General features: G+C 63.0%; 22 protein-coding genes and 3 tRNA genes. 12 read left to right on the top strand and 13 right to left on the bottom strand.

All coding sequences use genetic code 11. The annotated features are described in order from the left end of the window. The first annotated feature begins 59 nt into the window (after positions 1 to 59). The 7 genes from LG306_RS11190 (at position 60) to LG306_RS11220 (ending at position 2,979) form a co-directional block, all read left to right on the top strand. A tRNA-Glu gene (locus tag LG306_RS11190) sits at positions 60 to 134 on the top strand. A gap of 219 nt (positions 135 to 353) precedes the next feature. Next, positions 354 to 893 (top strand): cold-shock protein, encoded by a 540-nt coding sequence (locus LG306_RS11195; protein ID WP_404419713.1) that lies wholly within the window; start codon positions 354 to 356, stop codon positions 891 to 893. 21 nt (positions 894 to 914) lie between these two features. Beyond that, the gene (locus LG306_RS11200; RefSeq protein ID WP_055753594.1) at positions 915 to 1,394 is read left to right on the top strand and encodes a DUF192 domain-containing protein; all 480 of its coding nucleotides are present in this window, start codon (positions 915 to 917) and stop codon (positions 1,392 to 1,394) included. A 45-nt stretch (positions 1,395 to 1,439) separates the two neighbouring features. Continuing rightward, positions 1,440 to 1,516 (top strand) — tRNA-Pro (locus LG306_RS11205). Positions 1,517 to 1,593: 77 nt separating this feature from the next. Further along, positions 1,594 to 1,899 carry an ETC complex I subunit gene (locus LG306_RS11210; protein WP_165116743.1) on the top strand — a complete coding sequence of 102 codons (306 nt, stop codon included), beginning with the start codon at positions 1,594 to 1,596 and terminating at the stop codon, positions 1,897 to 1,899. A 19-nt stretch (positions 1,900 to 1,918) separates the two neighbouring features. Further along, positions 1,919 to 1,995: transfer RNA gene (locus tag LG306_RS11215), tRNA-Arg, on the top strand. Between the two features lie 27 nt (positions 1,996 to 2,022). Then, positions 2,023 to 2,979 carry a rhodanese-related sulfurtransferase gene (locus tag LG306_RS11220; RefSeq protein WP_404414447.1) on the top strand — a complete coding sequence of 319 codons (957 nt, stop codon included), beginning with the start codon at positions 2,023 to 2,025 and terminating at the stop codon, positions 2,977 to 2,979. A gap of 7 nt (positions 2,980 to 2,986) precedes the next feature. Here LG306_RS11220 and LG306_RS11225 read toward each other — a convergent pair whose 3' ends face one another. From LG306_RS11225 to LG306_RS11235, 3 genes are read right to left on the bottom strand one after another with little or no spacing between them, the layout of a single operon-like run. Further along, a complete protein-coding gene (locus LG306_RS11225; protein ID WP_404414448.1) occupies positions 2,987 to 3,739 on the bottom strand; it encodes a DUF1295 domain-containing protein in 753 nt (250 codons plus the stop codon). A 50-nt stretch (positions 3,740 to 3,789) separates the two neighbouring features. Continuing rightward, positions 3,790 to 4,428: a ChrR family anti-sigma-E factor gene (locus tag LG306_RS11230; RefSeq protein WP_404414450.1), complete on the bottom strand. Its 639-nt coding sequence runs from the start codon at positions 4,426 to 4,428 to the stop codon at positions 3,790 to 3,792. After that, positions 4,425 to 5,003, bottom strand: coding sequence for a sigma-70 family RNA polymerase sigma factor (locus LG306_RS11235; protein ID WP_404414452.1), 579 nt, complete (start codon positions 5,001 to 5,003; stop codon positions 4,425 to 4,427). The genes LG306_RS11230 and LG306_RS11235 overlap by 4 nt, the downstream gene beginning before the upstream one ends. A gap of 166 nt (positions 5,004 to 5,169) precedes the next feature. Between LG306_RS11235 and LG306_RS11240 the strand changes: the two genes are divergently transcribed. Continuing rightward, on the top strand, positions 5,170 to 6,507 hold the full coding sequence (locus LG306_RS11240) for an NAD(P)/FAD-dependent oxidoreductase (protein ID WP_404414454.1): 1,338 nt from the start codon (positions 5,170 to 5,172) through the stop codon (positions 6,505 to 6,507). Continuing rightward, positions 6,504 to 7,304 carry a DUF1365 domain-containing protein gene (locus tag LG306_RS11245; RefSeq protein ID WP_404414456.1) on the top strand — a complete coding sequence of 267 codons (801 nt, stop codon included), beginning with the start codon at positions 6,504 to 6,506 and terminating at the stop codon, positions 7,302 to 7,304. Before LG306_RS11240 ends, LG306_RS11245 begins: the two co-directional genes overlap by 4 nt. Positions 7,305 to 7,377: 73 nt before the next feature. On the opposite strand, the gene LG306_RS11250 is transcribed toward LG306_RS11245, so the two are convergent. From LG306_RS11250 to LG306_RS11260, 3 genes are all read right to left on the bottom strand, one after another. After that, complete coding sequence (locus LG306_RS11250; protein WP_404414458.1) at positions 7,378 to 7,938, bottom strand: fasciclin domain-containing protein; 561 nt, start codon at positions 7,936 to 7,938, stop codon at positions 7,378 to 7,380. An 11-nt stretch (positions 7,939 to 7,949) separates the two neighbouring features. Then, the gene (locus tag LG306_RS11255; protein WP_404414460.1) at positions 7,950 to 8,891 is read right to left on the bottom strand and encodes a hypothetical protein; all 942 of its coding nucleotides are present in this window, start codon (positions 8,889 to 8,891) and stop codon (positions 7,950 to 7,952) included. Between the two features lie 146 nt (positions 8,892 to 9,037). Then, on the bottom strand, positions 9,038 to 10,102 hold the full coding sequence (locus LG306_RS11260) for an NAD(P)H-hydrate dehydratase (RefSeq protein ID WP_404419715.1): 1,065 nt from the start codon (positions 10,100 to 10,102) through the stop codon (positions 9,038 to 9,040). Between LG306_RS11260 and LG306_RS11265 the strand changes: the two genes are divergently transcribed. Both LG306_RS11265 and glnA read left to right on the top strand, forming a co-directional pair. Next, entirely contained in the window at positions 9,986 to 10,324 is a 339-nt protein-coding gene (locus LG306_RS11265; RefSeq protein WP_153921793.1) for a P-II family nitrogen regulator, read from the top strand. The two genes, LG306_RS11260 and LG306_RS11265, sit on opposite strands and share 117 nt — an antisense overlap. Before the next feature lie 81 nt (positions 10,325 to 10,405). Beyond that, positions 10,406 to 11,812, top strand: a complete 1,407-nt coding sequence (gene glnA, locus LG306_RS11270; protein WP_137721626.1) for a type I glutamate--ammonia ligase — start codon at positions 10,406 to 10,408, stop codon at positions 11,810 to 11,812. A 99-nt stretch (positions 11,813 to 11,911) separates the two neighbouring features. On the opposite strand, the gene tatC is transcribed toward glnA, so the two are convergent. Genes tatC through LG306_RS11285 form a run of 3 tightly spaced genes read right to left on the bottom strand, consistent with a single transcriptional unit; the run spans position 11,912 to position 13,619 of the window. Further along, on the bottom strand, positions 11,912 to 12,802 hold the full coding sequence (gene tatC / locus LG306_RS11275) for a twin-arginine translocase subunit TatC (RefSeq protein WP_404414462.1): 891 nt from the start codon (positions 12,800 to 12,802) through the stop codon (positions 11,912 to 11,914). Then, positions 12,799 to 13,377 carry a Sec-independent protein translocase protein TatB gene (gene tatB, locus LG306_RS11280; protein ID WP_404414464.1) on the bottom strand — a complete coding sequence of 193 codons (579 nt, stop codon included), beginning with the start codon at positions 13,375 to 13,377 and terminating at the stop codon, positions 12,799 to 12,801. The genes tatC and tatB overlap by 4 nt, the downstream gene beginning before the upstream one ends. 23 nt (positions 13,378 to 13,400) lie before the next feature. After that, on the bottom strand, positions 13,401 to 13,619 hold the full coding sequence (locus LG306_RS11285; RefSeq protein WP_017503863.1) for a twin-arginine translocase TatA/TatE family subunit: 219 nt from the start codon (positions 13,617 to 13,619) through the stop codon (positions 13,401 to 13,403). Between the two features lie 110 nt (positions 13,620 to 13,729). On the opposite strand from LG306_RS11285, the gene rnhA reads away from it, so the two are divergent. Next, on the top strand, positions 13,730 to 14,182 hold the full coding sequence (gene rnhA / locus LG306_RS11290; RefSeq protein ID WP_137721629.1) for a ribonuclease HI: 453 nt from the start codon (positions 13,730 to 13,732) through the stop codon (positions 14,180 to 14,182). 42 nt (positions 14,183 to 14,224) lie between these two features. Here rnhA and LG306_RS11295 read toward each other — a convergent pair whose 3' ends face one another. From LG306_RS11295 to rfaD, 4 genes are all read right to left on the bottom strand, one after another. Continuing rightward, complete coding sequence (locus LG306_RS11295) at positions 14,225 to 14,683, bottom strand: NfeD family protein (protein ID WP_404414469.1); 459 nt, start codon at positions 14,681 to 14,683, stop codon at positions 14,225 to 14,227. A 17-nt stretch (positions 14,684 to 14,700) separates the two neighbouring features. After that, a complete protein-coding gene (locus tag LG306_RS11300; protein WP_404414472.1) occupies positions 14,701 to 15,690 on the bottom strand; it encodes an SPFH domain-containing protein in 990 nt (329 codons plus the stop codon). A 75-nt stretch (positions 15,691 to 15,765) separates the two neighbouring features. Further along, positions 15,766 to 16,857: a DUF3089 domain-containing protein gene (locus LG306_RS11305; protein ID WP_404414475.1), complete on the bottom strand. Its 1,092-nt coding sequence runs from the start codon at positions 16,855 to 16,857 to the stop codon at positions 15,766 to 15,768. After that, entirely contained in the window at positions 16,857 to 17,846 is a 990-nt protein-coding gene (gene rfaD, locus LG306_RS11310; protein ID WP_404419717.1) for an ADP-glyceromanno-heptose 6-epimerase, read from the bottom strand. Before rfaD ends, LG306_RS11305 begins: the two co-directional genes overlap by 1 nt. Positions 17,847 to 17,849 lie beyond the last annotated feature (3 nt).

The raw sequence follows: 17,849 nt of genomic DNA on the forward strand, positions 1-17,849 counted from the left end.
AAAATCCACGCTTGCACCGCTCCGAGGGCGCGGCTATATCGCCGGCTCTCCCGCGCAGCGGTCCCTTCGTCTATCGGTTAGGACGTCAGGTTTTCAACCTGAAAAGAGGGGTTCGACTCCCCTAGGGACTGCCACGCGGGCAGGGTCATGGTTGAGCTTTCAGGGCTCCCAAAATTTAATGAAATCCAGATCACGGTTGCTGCAGGCGAGCATTAGCCACGCAGAGAATGTGCGTCTCTACCCCCGAGACGCAAGCTTATGCGTATGCACGCATTTTCCGCTTTTCAAAATTTCGCGGAACGGTGTTAAATATAAAACGAGTCCGCTGGAGGCGCGGGCGGGGGTTTTTTAAAGTGTCTGACTTTAGAGAGACGGAAACGGCGCAGACCGTTCGCGTCACTGGGCGCGTGAAGTGGTTCGACGCCGTCAAGGGCTACGGTTTCATCGTCCCTGACGATCCGACCCTGACTGAAACGAGAGACGTCCTGCTGCATATCAGCAGCCTGCGCGATCTCGGCCGTGACGCGGCCGATGAAGGCGCGACCATCACCTGCGACTGCGTCAAGCGCGCCAAGGGTTGGCAGACGATTGAGATCCATGACCTGGGCGAGGGCGAAGTGACGCCGGCCGTGCGTCGACCTGTGACTGCGCCGCCGCCGCGCCCGGTTGCCGAAAGTGACGAACAGCTGGAGACCGCTCTGGTCAAATGGTTCAATCGCACCAAGGGCTACGGATTCGTCGTGCATGATCGTGAGCCGGGCGATATCTTCGTCCACATCGAAACCCTGCGTCGCTGCGGCCTGGATGATCTGATTCCTGGCGATGCGGTGCGGGTGCGATTCGCCAACGGGCCCAAGGGTCTGGTGGTTGCAGACATCAGAACGGGCGACTGATCGAGCGCCCAGGAGAGGCGTATGATCAAGGCGACGAGACGTTTTGCAATGGCGGGCCTTGTTATGCTCGCGCTCGCCGGATGCGCGGCCAAGGCGCCTGTCGGCCCCAATGGCGAGCCGCTGCAGAAGCTGGCCGTCGTGACCACGTCGGGCGAGCATCAGTTCTGGGTCGAAATCGCCGACGAAGAGCCCGAACGCCAACGGGGGCTGATGTTCCGTCCGCCGCTCGAGGCCGACCGTGGGATGTTGTTCCAATGGCCGGGCGAAGCACCGCGCGAGCAGAGCTTCTGGATGCGCAACACGCCGAGTTCGCTGGACATCCTTTACATCGACCCGCAAGGCCGGATCGTCTCCATTGCCTCGCACGCCACGCCGTTCTCCGAGGCGCCGATCCCTTCCAATGGCGCCGCCAACGGCGTCCTGGAACTGCGGGCAGGGCGGGCGGCCGAAATTAACGCCAAGCCCGGCGACAAAGTTTTACATCCTTATTTCAAGCCTTGATTGCGGATCGCGTCGCGAAGTGCCAATAGAGCGCTCCGTTCGGTCCGGGGTGTAGCGCAGCCTGGTAGCGCATCTGGTTTGGGACCAGAGGGTCGGAGGTTCGAATCCTCTCGCCCCGACCAACGGAAGGCCGCTGGATCATATGTCCAGCGCGCGTTATGGCAGGATTACAGACCCCGCCGTCACTGAGGATTTCGCCATGTTGGCTCGCATCTACCGCCCGGCCAAAACTGCGATGCAGTCGGGCAAGGCCAAGAGCCGCGACTGGCGGCTGGAATTCGAACCGGCGTCGGCGCGCACCATCGATCCGCTAATGGGCTGGACCAGCTCCAACGACATGAACGGCCAGGTTCGTCTGAGCTTCGAATCGAAGGAAGAGGCGATCGAATATGCCGAGCGTCACGGCATCGCCTTCCGCTTGCACGAGCCGAACGATCCGCCGGTGATCATCAAGGCCTATGCCGACAATTTCGCCACCAACCGCAAGCAGTCCTGGACGCACTGACGCCTGACGTCTTGCCAGAGCGCCCATAGCTCAACCGGATAGAGCACCCGCCTTCTAAGCGGGTTGTTGCAGGTTCGAGTCCTGCTGGGCGCGCCACCTCCGGCGCCTTCGAGGGGCTGATCCATGACCGACCATCAGACCTCGTCCGATCAACCCGTCCGTGTCGCCGCACTCTACCGGTTCGCGCCGGTGGCCGATCCCGAAGCCATACGCCAGACGCTTCAGACGGTCTGCGACGCTGGGCAGGTGAGGGGGACCCTGCTCGTCGCGCCGGAGGGTCTGAACGGCACCATCGCAGGATCGGAGACGGCCATCGCAGCGGTGCTGTCCACGATCCACGCCATGCCAGGCTTCGAGACGCTCGAACTCAAATACGCCTGGACCGACGCCCTGCCGTTTCACCGGATGAAGGTGCGCGTCAAACGCGAGATCGTCACCATGGGACAGCCGGATCTGGACCCTGCGACTCAGGCGGGCGTCTACGTTGCGGCCACGGACTGGAACGCGCTGATCGCCGATCCCGAGACCTTGGTGATCGATACGCGCAACGACTACGAGGGCGAGATCGGCGCGTTCGAACGGGCCGTCCAGCCGAATACTCGCAGCTTTCGCGATTTCCCAGACTGGTTTCGCAGCGAAGGTCGTGCGCTGATTGAGCAGACCGGCGCCAAGCGCGTGGCCATGTACTGCACCGGCGGCATTCGCTGCGAAAAATCGACCGCTTTCCTGAAGGCTGAGGGTGTGGAGAACGTCCATCATCTGGAAGGCGGCATCCTTCGCTATCTTGAGACGGTGGATGAGGAGCAGAGCCTATGGCGTGGAGCGTGTTTCGTCTTTGACGAACGCGTCTCGGTCGGGCACGGCTTGAGCCAAGGTTCCCACTCCTTGTGCCGGGGATGTCGTCTGCCAGTGGACGAAGCCGGTCGGGCTTCGCCGCATTATGTCGAAGGCGTGTGCTGCGAACGCTGTCACGACACCCGCGACGCGGTCCAGCGGCAGCGATATGCCGAGCGGCACAGGCAGATGGAGATGGCCCGCGAACGCGGCGAAACGCATCTGGGAAAAGCCAAGACGGACTGAGATGGCCTCAACGACGGGGCGGGCGAGGGAAGAACGCGCTGGTGCGGGCGGCGTAGGCCTCGAACGCCTTTGGTCTTGATTGTCGCATATGCTCTTCCAGCAAGGGCACGCCGGACACTTGGGTCAGAAGCCAGTACATATAGGCTGGGCCGGTCAGCGCCAGCCAACCCCAAGGCCATTCACCGCTCAGATTGATCGCGAACACAGGCCAGGCGCACCAACTCACCCATTCGAAGAAATAGTTTGGGTGGCGTGACCAAGCCCACAGACCGACATCGCAGATTCCACCCTTGTTGGCCGGGTTGCGTTTGAAGGCCGCCAGCTGGCGATCCGAAATGGCTTCTCCAACCAGGGCTCCGACAAAGATCAATGTCGCTACGGCATCCTGAAGCGTCAGGCCGGGCGCCGGGTTGCGCGCCGCCGCCATCACGCTGAGCGCCAGGAAGGCGGCGGCTCCGGCTTGCAGCATCAGAAAGCCGAACATCTTAACCTGAAAACCGGCGCCCCAGTCCTCTCGCAGACGCGCGTAACGAGCGTCTTCGCGTTCTTCATGGGCGGCGCGAACAGCGATGTGGGACCCCAGCCGCAACCCCCAAAGGCCGATCAGAAGCGCTGCAAGATACTGGCGCAACGACGGAACGGCGCCGTCGATCGGGAAGAGTGCGACGCCGACGCCAGCCGCTCCCAGTCCAAGCGACCAGAAGGCGTCCGCCCAACCGCCTTGGCCCGTTCGTTTCTGAACCAGCCAGGCCGTAGACATAACGCCAACGAGAAACAGGGCGGCGACACCCCAAGTGGTCGCAAGAGCGGTCACAGGCGAACGAAGGGTTGGATCAGCTTGCCGACCCATCCATCCAATTGGATCTGACCGTCAAGCGCGACGACGCACAGACACGGCTCGTCCGACACGACACGGGGTTGGTGCAGCACCTCCGGATCCGCCTCTTCGAAATCGCCGACGTCGAAACGCTCGGTTTCGGTCGCATAGGCGCCTGAGATGACGCAGGTCAGCTCGACGCCGCCATGGGTGTGTTTTGGCGTCTCACGACCCGATTCAATCTTCAGAAGAATGACGCGGCAATCCCCATCCCGCGGCGCATGGACATCGCGCACGCGCATGCCGGGCCCGACCCAGCGCCATGGACCCAGCGCATAGCGCCGCAGCGGCTCGGGCAGCTCGGGCATGTCGTTCAGGGGCGCGCTGTGCCTGGCCTTGCCGGCATCCGTCTCGATCCGCGCCATCGCCAAGGCGAGCGCATCATTGGACAAGGGGGAGGGGGAGGTCTCGTCCAGAAACTCCCCACCGACCGACTGCAGGTCGCGCACCCAGGCGTCATTGGCCGGTCGCATCGCCAGATGCGCCGCCATCACCACAGCCTCGGGCGGGCTGAGCGTGCCGGCCGCATAGGCCAGTAAACGTTCTTCGGAGGGATTGCGCTGAGGTTTCATCGCGCTGCCTCTTCAGACGGCGCGAGGATCAAACGAAGCTTGGTCATGGCGTTACGAATACGGGATTTGACGGTGCCGAGCGGCAGGCCGAGATGTTTGGCGATCTCGGAATGAGAGTTGTCCATGAAAAAGGCCAGACGCAGGACCTCGACGTGGTCAGCGCTGAGCCGGGCCAGAGCGTCGCGCACGCGATCCGCGTCTTGCGACATCGACAGCAGTTCATCCGGCCGGCGGACGTCGTCACCCGCCAACTCGATTTCAGGCGTCGGCAAGGGGCGCGCGTCACGCCGCAGCATGTCCAGCCGACGGTTCCGAGCGATGGTGAAAATCCACGTGGCGGCGCGCGCCTTGGACGAATCAAACAGATCGGCCTTGCGCCACACGGTGAGCATGGCGTCCTGCGCAAAGTCCTCGGCCGCGCCTGGCGTCGCGCCTGACTTGATCAGCCAGGCCTTCAGCCGCGGTGCGAAATAGGCGAAGAGCGCAGCGAACGCGTCACGATCGCGCCTCAGGGCGATCTGCTCGATCAGCCGATCGTGCAGCAGCGGATCAGGCGAGCTGTCGAGCGCCTTCACGCGGTGGGACCGACATGGCGTTGATGCGAAGGATAACGGCTCGGCATGCATGAACACTAATACGCTCAGCGGAAATGTCTGGATCAATCGCGATCCGAACATGACGGCGACCCGTAATCCGTTCATGCCCTGGCGATCGCGCTGCGGCGCATCTCTCGGAGTTTTCATGCCCCTGTCGTCCGCGACGCCCTCTGCCGAACGTCAAAAGATCGCTGTGGTCGGATCTGGCGTCGCCGCGCTGTCTTCGGCCTGGCTTCTGTCGAAACGCCACGACGTGACGCTTTACGAAAAGGGCGATCGCCTGGGCGGGCATTCCAATACGGTGATGGCCAGCGTGCCTTCCGGCGATATAGCGGTCGACACCGGCTTCATCTGCTTTAATGACGCGACCTACCCCAATCTGATCGCCCTGTTCGAGCATCTGGGGATCGCGACACGCGCCACGGATATGTCGTTCGCTGTCTCGCTGGATGACGGACAGTTCGAATATGCCGCGCCAGGTTTGTTTGCTCAGCGTCGCAATGCCCTGCGCCCTCGCTTTTGGTCGATGCTGAGCGAAATCCTGCGCTTCTATCGCGACGCGCCAAAGGATTTGGCTGCGATGTCTGATTCCTCGCTGACGCTTGGCGACTATCTGAAGCGGGAAGGATTCAGCGAGGCGTTCCGCGACGATCACCTGCTGCCCATGGCGGCCGCGATCTGGTCATCGCCGGCGCACACGCTGATGGACTATCCGGCCGAGTCCTTCATCCGCTTCTGCGGCAATCACGGCCTGCTGAAACTGGTGGGGCGCCCACTGTGGCGCACCGTCGAGGGCGGCAGCCGCATCTATGTCGAACATCTCGCACGCGCCATCCAGGACATTCGGTTGGACCATGGCGTCACTGCTGTGCGGCGCAGCGATCAGGGCGTCTTCGTTCACGACAGCCAAGGCGGCGTCGAGCGCTACGACCAGGTCGTGATCGGCTCCCATGCCGACCAGGCTCTGGCGATGCTGGCCGAACCGACGACGCAGGAGAAGGCGCTGCTCGGCGCTTTCCGGTATAGCCGAAATCTGACCGTACTGCATACCGACGCCGGCCTGATGCCGCATCGTCGTCGCGCCTGGGCCAGTTGGAACTATATTGGCGCGGACGACGGCCTCTGCGTCACCTATTGGATGAACCGCCTGCAAGGCCTGCCGGGCGACGACCTGTTCGTGACGCTCAACCCGCCACGTCCGCCGCGGGCCGACACGATTTTACGCAGCGAACTGTACGAGCACCCCATCTTCGATCCCGCGGCCATACAGGCGCAAAAGCAGTTGTGGAGCCTGCAAGGGCAGGGGGGCGTCTGGTTCTGCGGGGCCCACTTCGGTGCCGGCTTCCACGAGGACGGCTTGCAATCCGGCCTCGCCGTCGCCGAACAACTCGGCGGCGTACGTCGCCCTTGGTCTGTCGCCAACGAAAGCGGTCGCATTCATTTGACGACGCCGATGGGGGCGCAGCTGGAACGTGCCGCGTGACACTCAGCTCGGCCCTTTATCGCGGCCGGGTCATGCACCGACGCCTTCGCCCCAAGATCCATAAGCTGAACTATCGCGTCTTCTGGCTCCTGCTCGACCTGTCGGAAATCAATGATTTGGACGCGCGCCTGCGCATGTTCTCGCGCAATCGGTTCAATCTCTTGTCTTTCCACGACAAGGATTACGGAGACGGTTCTGGCGCGCTGCGTCCTCAGGTGGATGCGTGGATGGCTCAAGCCGGCATCGATCTTGAGGGCGGAACCGTCCGCCTGTTAACCATGCCGCGCGTCCTCGGATACGTCTTCAACCCGATCAGCATTTACTATTGCCATCGGCCCGACGGACGGCTGGCCGCCATGGTGTACGAGGTGACCAGCACCTTCGGCATCCGCCACGCCTATGTCATTCCGATCCCGATCAAAGATCAGGCTGCGGGCGTCATTCGCCAGGGCGCAGCCAAGGCGCTCTATGTGTCGCCATTCATGGGCATGGAGATGGATTACCAGTTCCGTGGTCATACTCCAGGCGATCGCCTCGACATGACTATTGATGGGCTGGATGCCGAGGGCGTTTTGATCACGGCCGCTATGGTGGCGAAGCGGGAACGGTTGGAGGATCGCAACATCGCCGCCGCGACAGCCGCCATTCCCTTGATGACATTCAAGGTGGTCGTGGCGATCCACTGGGAAGCCCTCAAGCTATGGCTCAAAGGGGTTTGTCTGACACGACAGCCCGCACCGGCTGAAGAGCCAGTGACCATTCAAAGCCAAGCTCAAGAAAGCCGTCTGCGCCGCTGAAGAACAAGTCGCATTATCGCCTAAGATATATTATACGAAATCTTGTGACCTGAGCTGCAGCCCTGGCTTGTCCTCAGCTTGGTTTCACAAGGACGCCGTCCGTGGGTTGAAGCACGCCGTTAGCGGCTTGTGTCTCGCGTCCGGTCAAGCGGGCAACGGCTCCATCTGGCGCGGTGACCAGGATTTTGTCTCCATCGCGGCTGAAAGTCAGCAGTGTGTCTGCCATCGTGCGCATCTCAATGCCATCGTCGCCGCCGCGCTCAATCGCTGCAAGAATATCCGCGCGCGTGAGTGCGCCAGGCACAATGTGGGCGCGCAAAAGCGCCGCGCTTTGAGCTTTTTGCGCGTCACCAGTCAGGGAGCCACTCAATCCATTGAGTGACGCGTTCGCGGGCGCAAAGACGGTGTATGGGCCTTTGCTCGCGAGCACCTCTGAGAGACCCGCAGCCTTGACCACGCCATGCAGTGTGTTCAGGTCGCCATTATCACCGATTTCCGCGTCCAACGTCTTGGTTGAGGGCGCAGCTGCAGGCGCGGCCCCAGACTTCGCGGTCGCCGAACCCTCGTGGTCACCGCAAGCGGCCAGTGCGAACGCCATTAGCGGCGCCAACGCCCACACATTGGTGTTACGCATTAGGCCCTCGCTCACGTCAGCAGTTGAATGACGGCCTGCACCACCTGAGTGGTGGGGCCGACCTGATACACATAGCCGTCATTGTACCGATACAGGCTCTGTGGGCTGTCCACGTACCGATCGCGATAGGCGTAGGGCACATTGTAGACGTCGTAACCCGCTGGCATGCGCTGGCCGACGTTGAACTGCTGCCCCGTTAAAAGCGCCGCGATCTGGCTAATCCCTTGGGTCTGTGGATCCACACCGTAGAGCACGCCATCGGCATAGCGGTACTGGTACCGGTCATTCAGCCCGAAATATTCAGAGAAGTACTGAGGGGCCGGCTGATATTCGTATCGCGTCGGCCAAACATTGCCCTGTGAAAGAACGCCGCCGAGAATTGGCAGGTAACCGAGCAGGCCGCCTTGGGTGTTGTAGCGATACATGTATCCGTCGCGGTACATGTAGTTCGCTTCATCGGCGCGAGTGCGCCACAAATAGTTGTAGCGTGCATAATCCTCTCTCTCGTCGACAATCTTGCGCGCTTGGCCGGGCGGGAGACAGCCGTTGTTCTTTCTGGCGAGCCCGGGAGGGCAGCCGTCCGTCAGGGCCCGATCAAAACCCCGTCGATAAACCAGCCGATCACGCTCGCTGTCTATGCGGCCCTCGATCTCGCGCCGGATGTCGCGGTCGGACATCCGGTTCTTACCGTTGGCGCGCTCACCCACAAATGGCGGCTGACGAACATCGATGTGCGTTGCCGGCCCGCCCCTTCCATCGGGCCCATGATGACGACCTTCACGCGCCTCCTGACCGCCGCGCCCAGGCCCATTACGGCCAGGTCCGCCTTCGCGATCGTCGCCCCTCCCCTTCCCGTTTCCGTGCCCGCCGCCCGGTCCGGGCTGAGCTAAGGCGATGCTGGATGAGCCAAGAACAAGAGCTAAGGCGGCGGCAAGTGGGATGGATCGCTTCATCGTGAACTCCTCGTCGGCAGCCAAAACGTGTGCAGCGTACCGATGTTCCATCGCCGGTATGCTCTCCGCTCAGCCCACCGGTCAGGGCCTAGCTACTTTCCACTGTGTCTTGGCCCTGCTGGGCAGCCGCTTCGCAGATGGTCGTGTTAGTCCAGCGCCGAATTCCGCATCTTTGATAAAACCTTGGGCAAACAGTCGGGCAGGTCATCCGAAGTCAGTCCGGGGCCGAACGTGTGCGCCGCATCCGAATGAAGCCAGACGGCGGCGCAGGCCGCGTCGAAGCTGTCCATCCGCTGGGCCGCCAATCCGCCGATCATGCCTGCGAGCACATCCCCGGTTCCCGCTGTCGCCAGCCACGGCGAGCCGTTTTCGTTTCGGCGGACGCGGCCATCAGGCGATGCGATCAGCGTCTGGGCGCCCTTCAAGACGATCGTCACCTGGGCCGCTCGCGCAGCCTCTTGAACGGCCGTTTCGCGACCTTCCGCAAGCAGGCCTGGGAACAGGCGTTCGAACTCGCCCTCATGCGGCGTCAGGATATCGTCGCGATCCAACACGGCGAACAGTTCGGCCGTTCGACCTTTGAAGACCGTCAGGCCGTCGGCGTCGATCACCAGAACGGCGCCGGTCGAGCCCAGCGCCTGAATGTTCGCGATCGTCGCATCGTCCAGCCCTGCGGCCGGCCCGATCACCACGGCGTCGCTGCCGGAGGCTTCTCGGCCTAAGTTCTCGGGTGAAGAAAAGGGCGTCAACATCACCGCCCGCACAGCCGGTGCGATCACTGACGCCGCATCTGGCGGACAAAGGATTCGCACGACCCCAGCGCCCATCCTGAGACCCGCATGGGCTGCAAGCCGCGCAGCGCCGGTATGATGCGCCTTTCCTGAAACGACGGCCAAACGTCCACGCGTATGCTTGTGCGTTTCCGCGCTCGGCCAAGGCAGAAAATTGCGCCAGATCGCAGGGTCGTTGGTTTCTATCATCCGCGTTCCGATTATCCTGCGCCAGCTTGCGAAAATCGCTTGCTTTGAGCGGCCCTGCTGTGTCCCATTCGCGCCCGAGCGCCGCTGCATTCCGTGCGCCGCTCCGGGGTCGCCATGAAGAAAATTGAAGCCATCATCAAGCCCTTCAAGCTGGATGACGTCAAAGAGGCGCTCCAGGACGTGGGCGTGCAAGGCATGACTGTGCTGGAGGCCAAGGGATATGGTCGCCAGAAGGGTCATTCCGAACTGTATCGCGGCGCAGAATACGTCATCGACTTCCTGCCCAAGATCAAGATCGAGGTTGTCGTCGCCGACGACCTTGCGCCCGCGGTTGTCGAGGCCATTCAGTCCTCGGCTCGCACAGGCAAGATCGGCGACGGCAAGATCTTCGTGTCCGACGTCGCCGAGGTGATCCGCATCCGCACCGGCGAAACCGGAGCCCAAGCCGTCTGACCTGACTACCCTCCCCGGCCCTCGGCCCTCGGGTCGCTGTCCGGTCTCCTCCCCAAACGACAAGAACAGGACTTTCCGAGAATGAGCGCCAGCAAGATCCTCAAAGAGATCAAGGACGAAGAGGTCCAATATGTGGACGTCCGCTTCACCGACACGCGTGGCAAGCTTCAGCACGTCACCTTCGACGTCGATCTGGTCGACGAGGACTTCCTGAACGAAGGCACGATGTTCGACGGCTCGTCGATCGCCGGCTGGAAGGCCATCAACGAGTCCGACATGCTGCTGAAGCCGGACCTGACCACGGCCTATATCGATCCCTTTTATCAGCAGAAGACGATGTTCCTGTTCTGCGACGTGCTGAACCCGGACACCGGCGAGCCCTACAACCGCGACAGCCGCTCGATGGCTAAGAAGGCGCTGTCCTACGTCCAGTCGTCGGGCGTGGGCGATCAGGTCTTCTTCGGACCGGAAGCCGAGTTCTTCATCTTCGACGACGTGCGCTGGTCCACCCAGCCGCACGACACCGGCTACAGCTACGATTCGACCGAGCTGCCGGCCAACACCGGCGCTGAATATTCCGAAGGCAATATGGGCCATCGCCCTGGACCCAAGGGCGGCTATTTCCCCGTCAATCCGGTCGATTCCGGCCAGGACCTGCGCGGCGAAATGCTCGGCGTCATGCGCGATCTGGGCCTTCAGCCCGAGAAGCACCACCACGAGGTGGCCCCGGCCCAGCACGAACTGGGACTGAAGTTCTCCGACCTGCTGACCATGGCCGACCGCCTGCAGCTCTATAAGTACGTGATCCACAATGTGGCCCACGCCTACGGCAAGTCGGCGACCTTCATGGCCAAGCCGATGTTTGCGGACAACGGTTCGGGCATGCACGTCCATATGTCGATCTGGAAGGACGGCAAGCCTCAGTTCGCCGGCGACCAGTACGCCGGCCTGTCGCAGGAATGTCTGTGGTACATCGGCGGCATCATCAAGCACGCCAAGGCCATCAACGCCTTCGCCAACTCGACTACCAACAGCTACAAGCGTCTGGTTCCCGGCTATGAAGCGCCGGTGAAGCTGGCCTACTCGGCCCGCAACCGTTCGGCCTCGATCCGTATCCCGCACGTCTCGTCGCCGAAGGCCAAGCGTCTGGAAGCCCGGTTCCCCGACCCGATGGGCAACCCCTATCTGACCTTCGTCGCCCTGCTGATGGCCGGCCTGGACGGGATCGAGAACCGGATCGATCCGGGCGCGCCCGCCGACAAGAACCTCTACGATCTGCCGCCGGAAGAGCGCGGCTCGATCCCCGAGGTCTGCGGCTCGCTGCGTGAAGCGCTGGAGAACCTGGATAAGGACCGCGCCTTCCTCAAGAAGGGCGGCGTCATGGATGACGACTTCATCGACAGCTACATCGAGCTGAAGATGGAAGAGGTGATGCGTCTGCAACTGCACCCGCACCCGGTCGAGTTCGACATGTACTACAGCTGCTGATCACCTGATCGCAGTCAAGACAACGGGCCGGGGATTGCTCCCCGGCCCTTTTTGCATGGCCTGGCGGCTTCGAGCAGCGATCGAGACGCGGACGTGCGCCTAAGCGATCTCGGCTTCCAGATCGTCGGCCTTCTTGCGACGTAGCTCGATCAGTCGCACGCACCAGATTGAAATCTCGTAGAGGATGACCAAAGGCACGGCCAACATCAGTTGGCTGATCGGATCGGGGGGCGTGACCACGGCTGCGACCACGACGACAGCGACGATGGCGTAGCGCCGACCGACCGCCATGACCTTGGAACTGATCAGACCGGCGAGGCCCAGAAGGGTCGTCACCACGGGCAGCTGGAAGCAAAGACCGAAGGCGAGCAGCAACGAGGTCACCAGGCTGAGGTAGTCGGAAATCTTCGTCGTCTGCGCCACGGATATGCCGTCGGTGGCGACCTGCTGGCTCAGCGAGAACAGCATCACGAACGGCAGCATGACGTAATAGACCAACGCACCGCCCAGGCAGAACATCACAGGCGCGGCGATAAGGAACGGCAGAAACGCGCCGCGCTCGTTGCGATAGAGACCCGGCGCCACGAACCGATACATCTGCCACGCCATGACCGGGAAGGTGAGGACCGCCGCGCCGAAGGCCGCGATCTTCATCTTGGTGAAGAGCTGTTCAAGCGGCGCCGTGGCAATCAGTTGAACAACGGCGGCGCTGCCTGGCGGATAGGGTTTGATCCCCGTCATCACCGCGATCAGTTCGATGGGATTGGCGTGACCGCCGGTCGCCAAAGCTGCGGCATGGATCGCCACGGCGGCCTGATACGGCTTGATCAGCGCAATCTGGATCTGGTTGGCGAAGGCGAAGCAGAAGATGAAGGCCAGGAAGAAAGCCACCACACAGATGAGCAGCCGGCCGCGCAGCTCGATCAAGTGATCCATCAGTGGCGCGCGCGACGCCTCGATCTCGGCCTCGTCACGATCGGAAGGCGTCACAGGTCAACGGCTTTCTTGCGCGAGGTCTTGGGCTTGTCGGCTGCTGGCGTGGTCTTGGCCGGCGGCGCGGCGATCTTCGGTTTGGCGGCTGAGCGAGGTTTAGCCGTCGCCGATCCGGAAACACCCGTCCCCGCCTTGGCCCTTGGGGGCGTTCGCTTCGGTTTCGTCGTCGTGACCGGCTCAACCGCCGCCGGCGTATCCGGCCATTCGTCGACCGCAGGCGTCATGATCGGCGCCTCCGGCTCGGGCGCAGGCAGAAAAGCCGCGGCAGTCGGCCCGGTCAATCCGGCGTTGATGTCCTTGAACGCGGCGTCCGCCTCGGCGCCCAGGGGATACATGGCCCCCTGCCCCGTCCGGAGCGCCTCGACCTCCTTGCGCAGGTCGTCCAGTTCGGACTGACGCGCCATCTCGTCGAAACTGGATCGGAACTCATTGGCCATGGCGCGCGCCTTGGCCACCATCTGACCGACGCGACGCATCAGGACAGGCAGGTCCTTTGGCCCCACCACAAGCAGGGCCACCAGACCGATCACCACTAATTCGAAACCCCCGATACCGGGGCCGAGCCCGCCCATGCGTCAGCCCTTACAGACGACGACTAGCGCTTCAGCTCTTCCTTTTCCGCCTCGGTGCGCGGCAGCGAGCTGACGCCCTCGTGCGGGCCGTCCTTCTTGTCTTCGTCCTTCAGGCCGTCCTTGAAGGCGCGGATGCCCTTGGCGGCGTCGCCCATGATGCCAGACAGCTTGCCCCGGCCGCCGAACAGCAGCGCGATGACGACGATGACGATGGCCCAGTGCCAGATGCTCATGGAGCCCATGGCTAATCTCCTCGCGGGGATCGGTCATCCGATCCCATCCACTCTTATTCGACCCGCATATAGGCGCAGTGATGGCCCCGCGCCAAGGGAGGCTGTAGGTCTGCGCGACCATGAGTCCCTCCGATCACGTCATCATCCACACCGACGGTGCCTGCAAGGGCAATCCGGGCCCCGGAGGCTGGGGCGCCGTGCTTCAGGCCGGCGGCGGTCACGAAAAGGAATTATGGGGTGGCGAGGCCAACACGACCAACAACCGCATGGAGCTGATGGCCGCCATTATGGCGCTGGAAGCCCTGAAACGGCCCTGCAAGGTCGAACTGCATACCGACAGCAAGTACGTGATGCAGGGAATCACCGAATGGATGCGCGGCTGGAAGGCGCGTGGTTGGCTGACAGCCGATAAGAAGCCTGTGAAAAACGCAGACCTTTGGCAGCGGCTGGACGCAGCGCGCCTGCGTCACGACGTGAAATGGCGATGGGTGAAGGGGCATGCCGGGCATGAACTGAACGAGCGCGCCGACCAACTGGCGAATCGCGGTGTCGCGGAACTGCCCCGGCGCTGAGACGCGACATTTGGCTAAAGGCGCCGCGACAACCGCTGCGGCTCAGACCGGCGACTGGACCGTCAACAAAGAGCCGTTCACCCGCATCACGACCACGTCCTGCCCCTCAAGCGGCGCCTCGCCCACGATCTCGGCCGGCCATTCGGCGCCAGAGATGAAGACGCGACCGCGGCCCGCGACGAACGTCTCGACCACCCGCGCACGCTGGCCGACCAGACGGCTGTCGCGGTCATTGATGTCGGGACCGTCGGGATTGGCTTTGGAGATCAGACGTCGGGACAGCAGGGTGGCGATGACCGTCAGAACCGCGAAGACCGCGACCTCTCCCGGCAGCCCCAACCGCACGCCCGCCGCCGTCATGACCGCGACGACGCCGGCCGAAACAGCGGGCCACAACAGCCATTCGGTCGAGAACATCGCCTCGACCGCCAGCAGCAGAACCCCGATCGCCAACCAGATCCAGAACGGTTGGGCGACGTAGAGATCAGCAAGCGACATCATCGGTCAGCCTCCTTGGATTAGGCCGAGGGTGGAACGGAGCCCCCGGCCGGGCGGGGGGGCGGCGCAGGCCGCACGGGCGGCGTCGCGGCCGAGTTCTGATCCTTGGCCAGGCTGACCATTTCGCCGATTCCGGCGATGGTGCCGACCAGGGCGCCCATTTCGGCGGGCACGATGACAGTGCGCTGCTGCGGGCTGCGGGCCAGTTCGGCGAAGGCCTCGACGTATTTCTGCGCCACGAAATAGTTGATGGCGTTGACGTCCCCGCGGGCGATGGCTTCCGACACCATGGCCGTGGCGCGAGCCTCGGCCTCAGCCTCACGCTCACGCGCCTCAGCGTCGCGGAAGGCGGCTTCCTTACGACCCTCGGCCTGAAGGATGGCGGCCTGTTTGGCGCCCTCGGCGCGGGCGATGGCGGCGGATTTTTCGCCGTCAGCCTCGGTGATGACGGCGCGACGTTCACGCTCGGCCTTCATCTGGCGGGCCATGGCGTTGGTGATATCGGTCGGCGGGGTCAGATCCTTGATCTCGATCCGGTTGACCTTGACGCCCCACGGTTCGGTTGCTGCATCGATGACATGCAGCAGTCGCGTGTTGATGCTGTCGCGCTGGCTCAGCACCTCATCCAGTTCCATTGAACCAACCACGGTCCGCAGATTGGTCATGCACAGCTGCGAAATCGCATAGGGCAGATCGTCGACGCGATAGGCGGCGCGGGCGGAATCCATCACCTGGATGAAGACGATGCCGTCGACCTTCACCATGGCGTTGTCCTTGGTGATGACCTCCTGGGTCGGAACGTCCAGCACCTGTTCCATCATGTTCATGCGGCGGCCGACGCGTTCTACGAACGGCGTCAGGAAGCCGATGCCGGGGCTCAGCGTCTTCGTGTATTTGCCGAAGCGTTCGACCGTAAATTCACGGCCTTGCGGCACGATCTTGATCACGCTGATCAACAGCACGATGGCCAGCAGCAGCACGACGCCGGCGAAGATGGTGGTCACGTCCATTCAGATCCCTCCCTGACGCGGCAAGCCTACCCGCTGTGCGCGAGCGGCGCCAGACAAACCGAGAGGACGGCCGCCTTAAAGGCCGTGCTTGGCCCGCCAGGCCGCGAGACGCACACTGACGTCACGCTCGATGTCGCCGTAGAAAAGATTGTAGGGGACGATCTTGCGCCGATCCGCCCAACTGCCGCCAGCAGTCAAGAAATCGGCGTCCGGCGCGCTATGCCACAACAGCCCGCCACGGCATTCGGTAGAGATCAGCCGGCCAGTCAGAGCCGGTCGAGCGCCCCATTCCAAGCCGGTCGCATTGGTCGCGCCGCTGTGCTGACGGGCCGGGGCGCGCGGCTGGCTCGCAGCACCCGTCACCGGATTCACGCAGACGGGGTCAGTGGACAGGTTCACCAGATCGCCGCGATCGTCCCATTCCAGCGCGCGCCTCAGCTTGCGCCGCGCAGCTGGTTCGTCGCCGTCCTGTACCGAAGCCCAGGCCACGACACATCCTGTTTCATCTGCGGCGTCGCAGGGCGAAATCGCCTGGCGGAACGTCTCGCGCCCGACCAGAGTCTCGATCAGATAGGCGGCGACCAGCCTATCCTTCAGCGCCGGATCGGCGCGCAGCTGGTCGCGAATCAGGCGCGCCGTCAGTTCTCCGCCCTGTTCGACGCCGGCGATGACGATGGGGCCGGCGAGATGCTGTTGCAGCCACATTTCGAAGGCGGTCTTCACGTCCTCATAGGCGAAAGCGCGCGCTTCGCGCGCGTCGTCGCGCAAGGTCAGTCGCGTATAAAGGCTGGCTTGGCGATAAAGCGGCGCGCTGACCCTGCCTTCTCGTGCGAAGGGCGACGCATAGTTGGGCAGTACGACGCGCCGCATATAGGCGTTGGCTCGCGCATCGTCGATCGGTCCATTCCACTCGGCCCCCCCATCGAAGGTGGTCGGCATGACGAAGAAGACCGCAGCCTGGTTGGGCGCGCCCTGATCGATCAGCGCCCAGGAAGATGTCTTTCGATAGTCGGGCGCGGGCGGCGGCTTGTAAGTCTGGAACGGCACCTGCGGGTCCAGCCCTGCCCTCAGAATGTCGCCGCTCCACACCGCGACGGCCGCCGTCAGCACGAAGACGGCGGCGAAGCCTGCATATCCGACCCATTGCCTGAAGGTCAGCCGACGCATCAGCGGTACGGATCAGCCGTGGCGAGGAAGTCCTGCACGTAGCGCCTCACACCCTCTTCCAACGGCGTGGACTGCCCACCGAATCCTGCGGCGCGAATGCGATCCATGCGGGCTTCGGTGAAATATTGATAGCGGTCGCGGATCGACAGGGGCGTATCGATATAGTCGATGGACGGCGTCTTGCCGGCGGCGTCGAAGGTGGCGCGTGCAAGATCGGCGAATGATCGCGCCTGGCCCGATCCGGCATTGAAGATGCCCGAGACCTGCGGCGACTGAAGCAGAAACTCGATGATATCGACCACATCGTCGACATAGACGAAGTCGCGCATCTGCCCGCCGTCGGCATAGTCCGGATTGTGTGAGCGAAACAGAGTCACGGTCTCTCCTGCCGCAACCTTGGGCCAGATTTGTGCCACGACCGACTTCATTCCGCCCTTGTGACCTTCGTTCGGGCCATAGACGTTGAAGAACTTCAGCCCCGCCCACTGGCGCGGCGCTTGACCCCGATCCGCCTGCCGGACCGCATACTGATCGAACAGCATTTTCGAGTAACCGTAGGCATTTAGCGGACGAAGCTGAGATAATGACTCTGCATCATCATCGTCATTGAAGCCCGTCTCGCCGTCGCCATAGGTCGCAGCGGAAGATGCGTAGATCATCCGCGAGCCTCGAATTGCGCACCAGTCCCATAGGTCGCGCGACAGGGTGAAGTTGGTCCGCAGGATCAGGTCGGCATCGGGCTCAGTCGTCGAAGAGATCGCGCCCATATGCGCCACGGCCTCAATCCGCTCGGCATGGCGCTCCAGCTGCTCGAACAACTCCTCGGGCGACCAGAAGTCAGCGATCGCGTGCTTGGCCAGGTTCTTCCACTTGGCCAAATCGGCCGTCGCCAGTCGATCGCAGACAACCACATCATAGGCGGTCTCGGCCGTCAGCCGCGCAACGATGTTTGAACCGATGAAACCGGCGCCGCCGGTCACGACGATCATTCT

The sequence above is a fragment of the Brevundimonas vesicularis genome (assembly GCF_044807075.1).
In the GTDB taxonomy this organism is placed as follows: Bacteria; Pseudomonadota; Alphaproteobacteria; order Caulobacterales; family Caulobacteraceae; genus Brevundimonas; species Brevundimonas vesicularis_G.

Bases quoted from the DNA above. Each gene is read 5' to 3' on its own strand.
- LG306_RS11255 (WP_404414460.1), bottom strand. From the start codon at position 8,891: ATGAAGCGATCCATCCCACTTGCCGCCGCCTTAGCTCTTGTTCTTGGC.
- rnhA (WP_137721629.1), top strand. From the start codon at position 13,730: ATGAGTCCCTCCGATCACGTCATCATCCACACCGACGGTGCCTGCAAG.
- LG306_RS11200 (WP_055753594.1), top strand. From the start codon at position 915: ATGATCAAGGCGACGAGACGTTTTGCAATGGCGGGCCTTGTTATGCTC.
- LG306_RS11230 (WP_404414450.1), bottom strand. From the start codon at position 4,428: ATGAAACCTCAGCGCAATCCCTCCGAAGAACGTTTACTGGCCTATGCG.
- LG306_RS11305 (WP_404414475.1), bottom strand. From the start codon at position 16,857: ATGCGTCGGCTGACCTTCAGGCAATGGGTCGGATATGCAGGCTTCGCC.
- LG306_RS11220 (WP_404414447.1), top strand. From the start codon at position 2,023: ATGACCGACCATCAGACCTCGTCCGATCAACCCGTCCGTGTCGCCGCA.
- tatB (WP_404414464.1), bottom strand. From the start codon at position 13,377: ATGGGCGGGCTCGGCCCCGGTATCGGGGGTTTCGAATTAGTGGTGATC.
- LG306_RS11210 (WP_165116743.1), top strand. From the start codon at position 1,594: ATGTTGGCTCGCATCTACCGCCCGGCCAAAACTGCGATGCAGTCGGGC.
- LG306_RS11250 (WP_404414458.1), bottom strand. From the start codon at position 7,938: ATGCGTAACACCAATGTGTGGGCGTTGGCGCCGCTAATGGCGTTCGCA.
- LG306_RS11265 (WP_153921793.1), top strand. From the start codon at position 9,986: ATGAAGAAAATTGAAGCCATCATCAAGCCCTTCAAGCTGGATGACGTC.
- LG306_RS11240 (WP_404414454.1), top strand. From the start codon at position 5,170: ATGCCCCTGTCGTCCGCGACGCCCTCTGCCGAACGTCAAAAGATCGCT.
- rfaD (WP_404419717.1), bottom strand. From the start codon at position 17,846: ATGATCGTCGTGACCGGCGGCGCCGGTTTCATCGGTTCAAACATCGTT.
- LG306_RS11300 (WP_404414472.1), bottom strand. From the start codon at position 15,690: ATGGACGTGACCACCATCTTCGCCGGCGTCGTGCTGCTGCTGGCCATC.
- LG306_RS11285 (WP_017503863.1), bottom strand. From the start codon at position 13,619: ATGGGCTCCATGAGCATCTGGCACTGGGCCATCGTCATCGTCGTCATC.
- LG306_RS11295 (WP_404414469.1), bottom strand. From the start codon at position 14,683: ATGATGTCGCTTGCTGATCTCTACGTCGCCCAACCGTTCTGGATCTGG.
- glnA (WP_137721626.1), top strand. From the start codon at position 10,406: ATGAGCGCCAGCAAGATCCTCAAAGAGATCAAGGACGAAGAGGTCCAA.
- LG306_RS11225 (WP_404414448.1), bottom strand. From the start codon at position 3,739: ATGTCTACGGCCTGGCTGGTTCAGAAACGAACGGGCCAAGGCGGTTGG.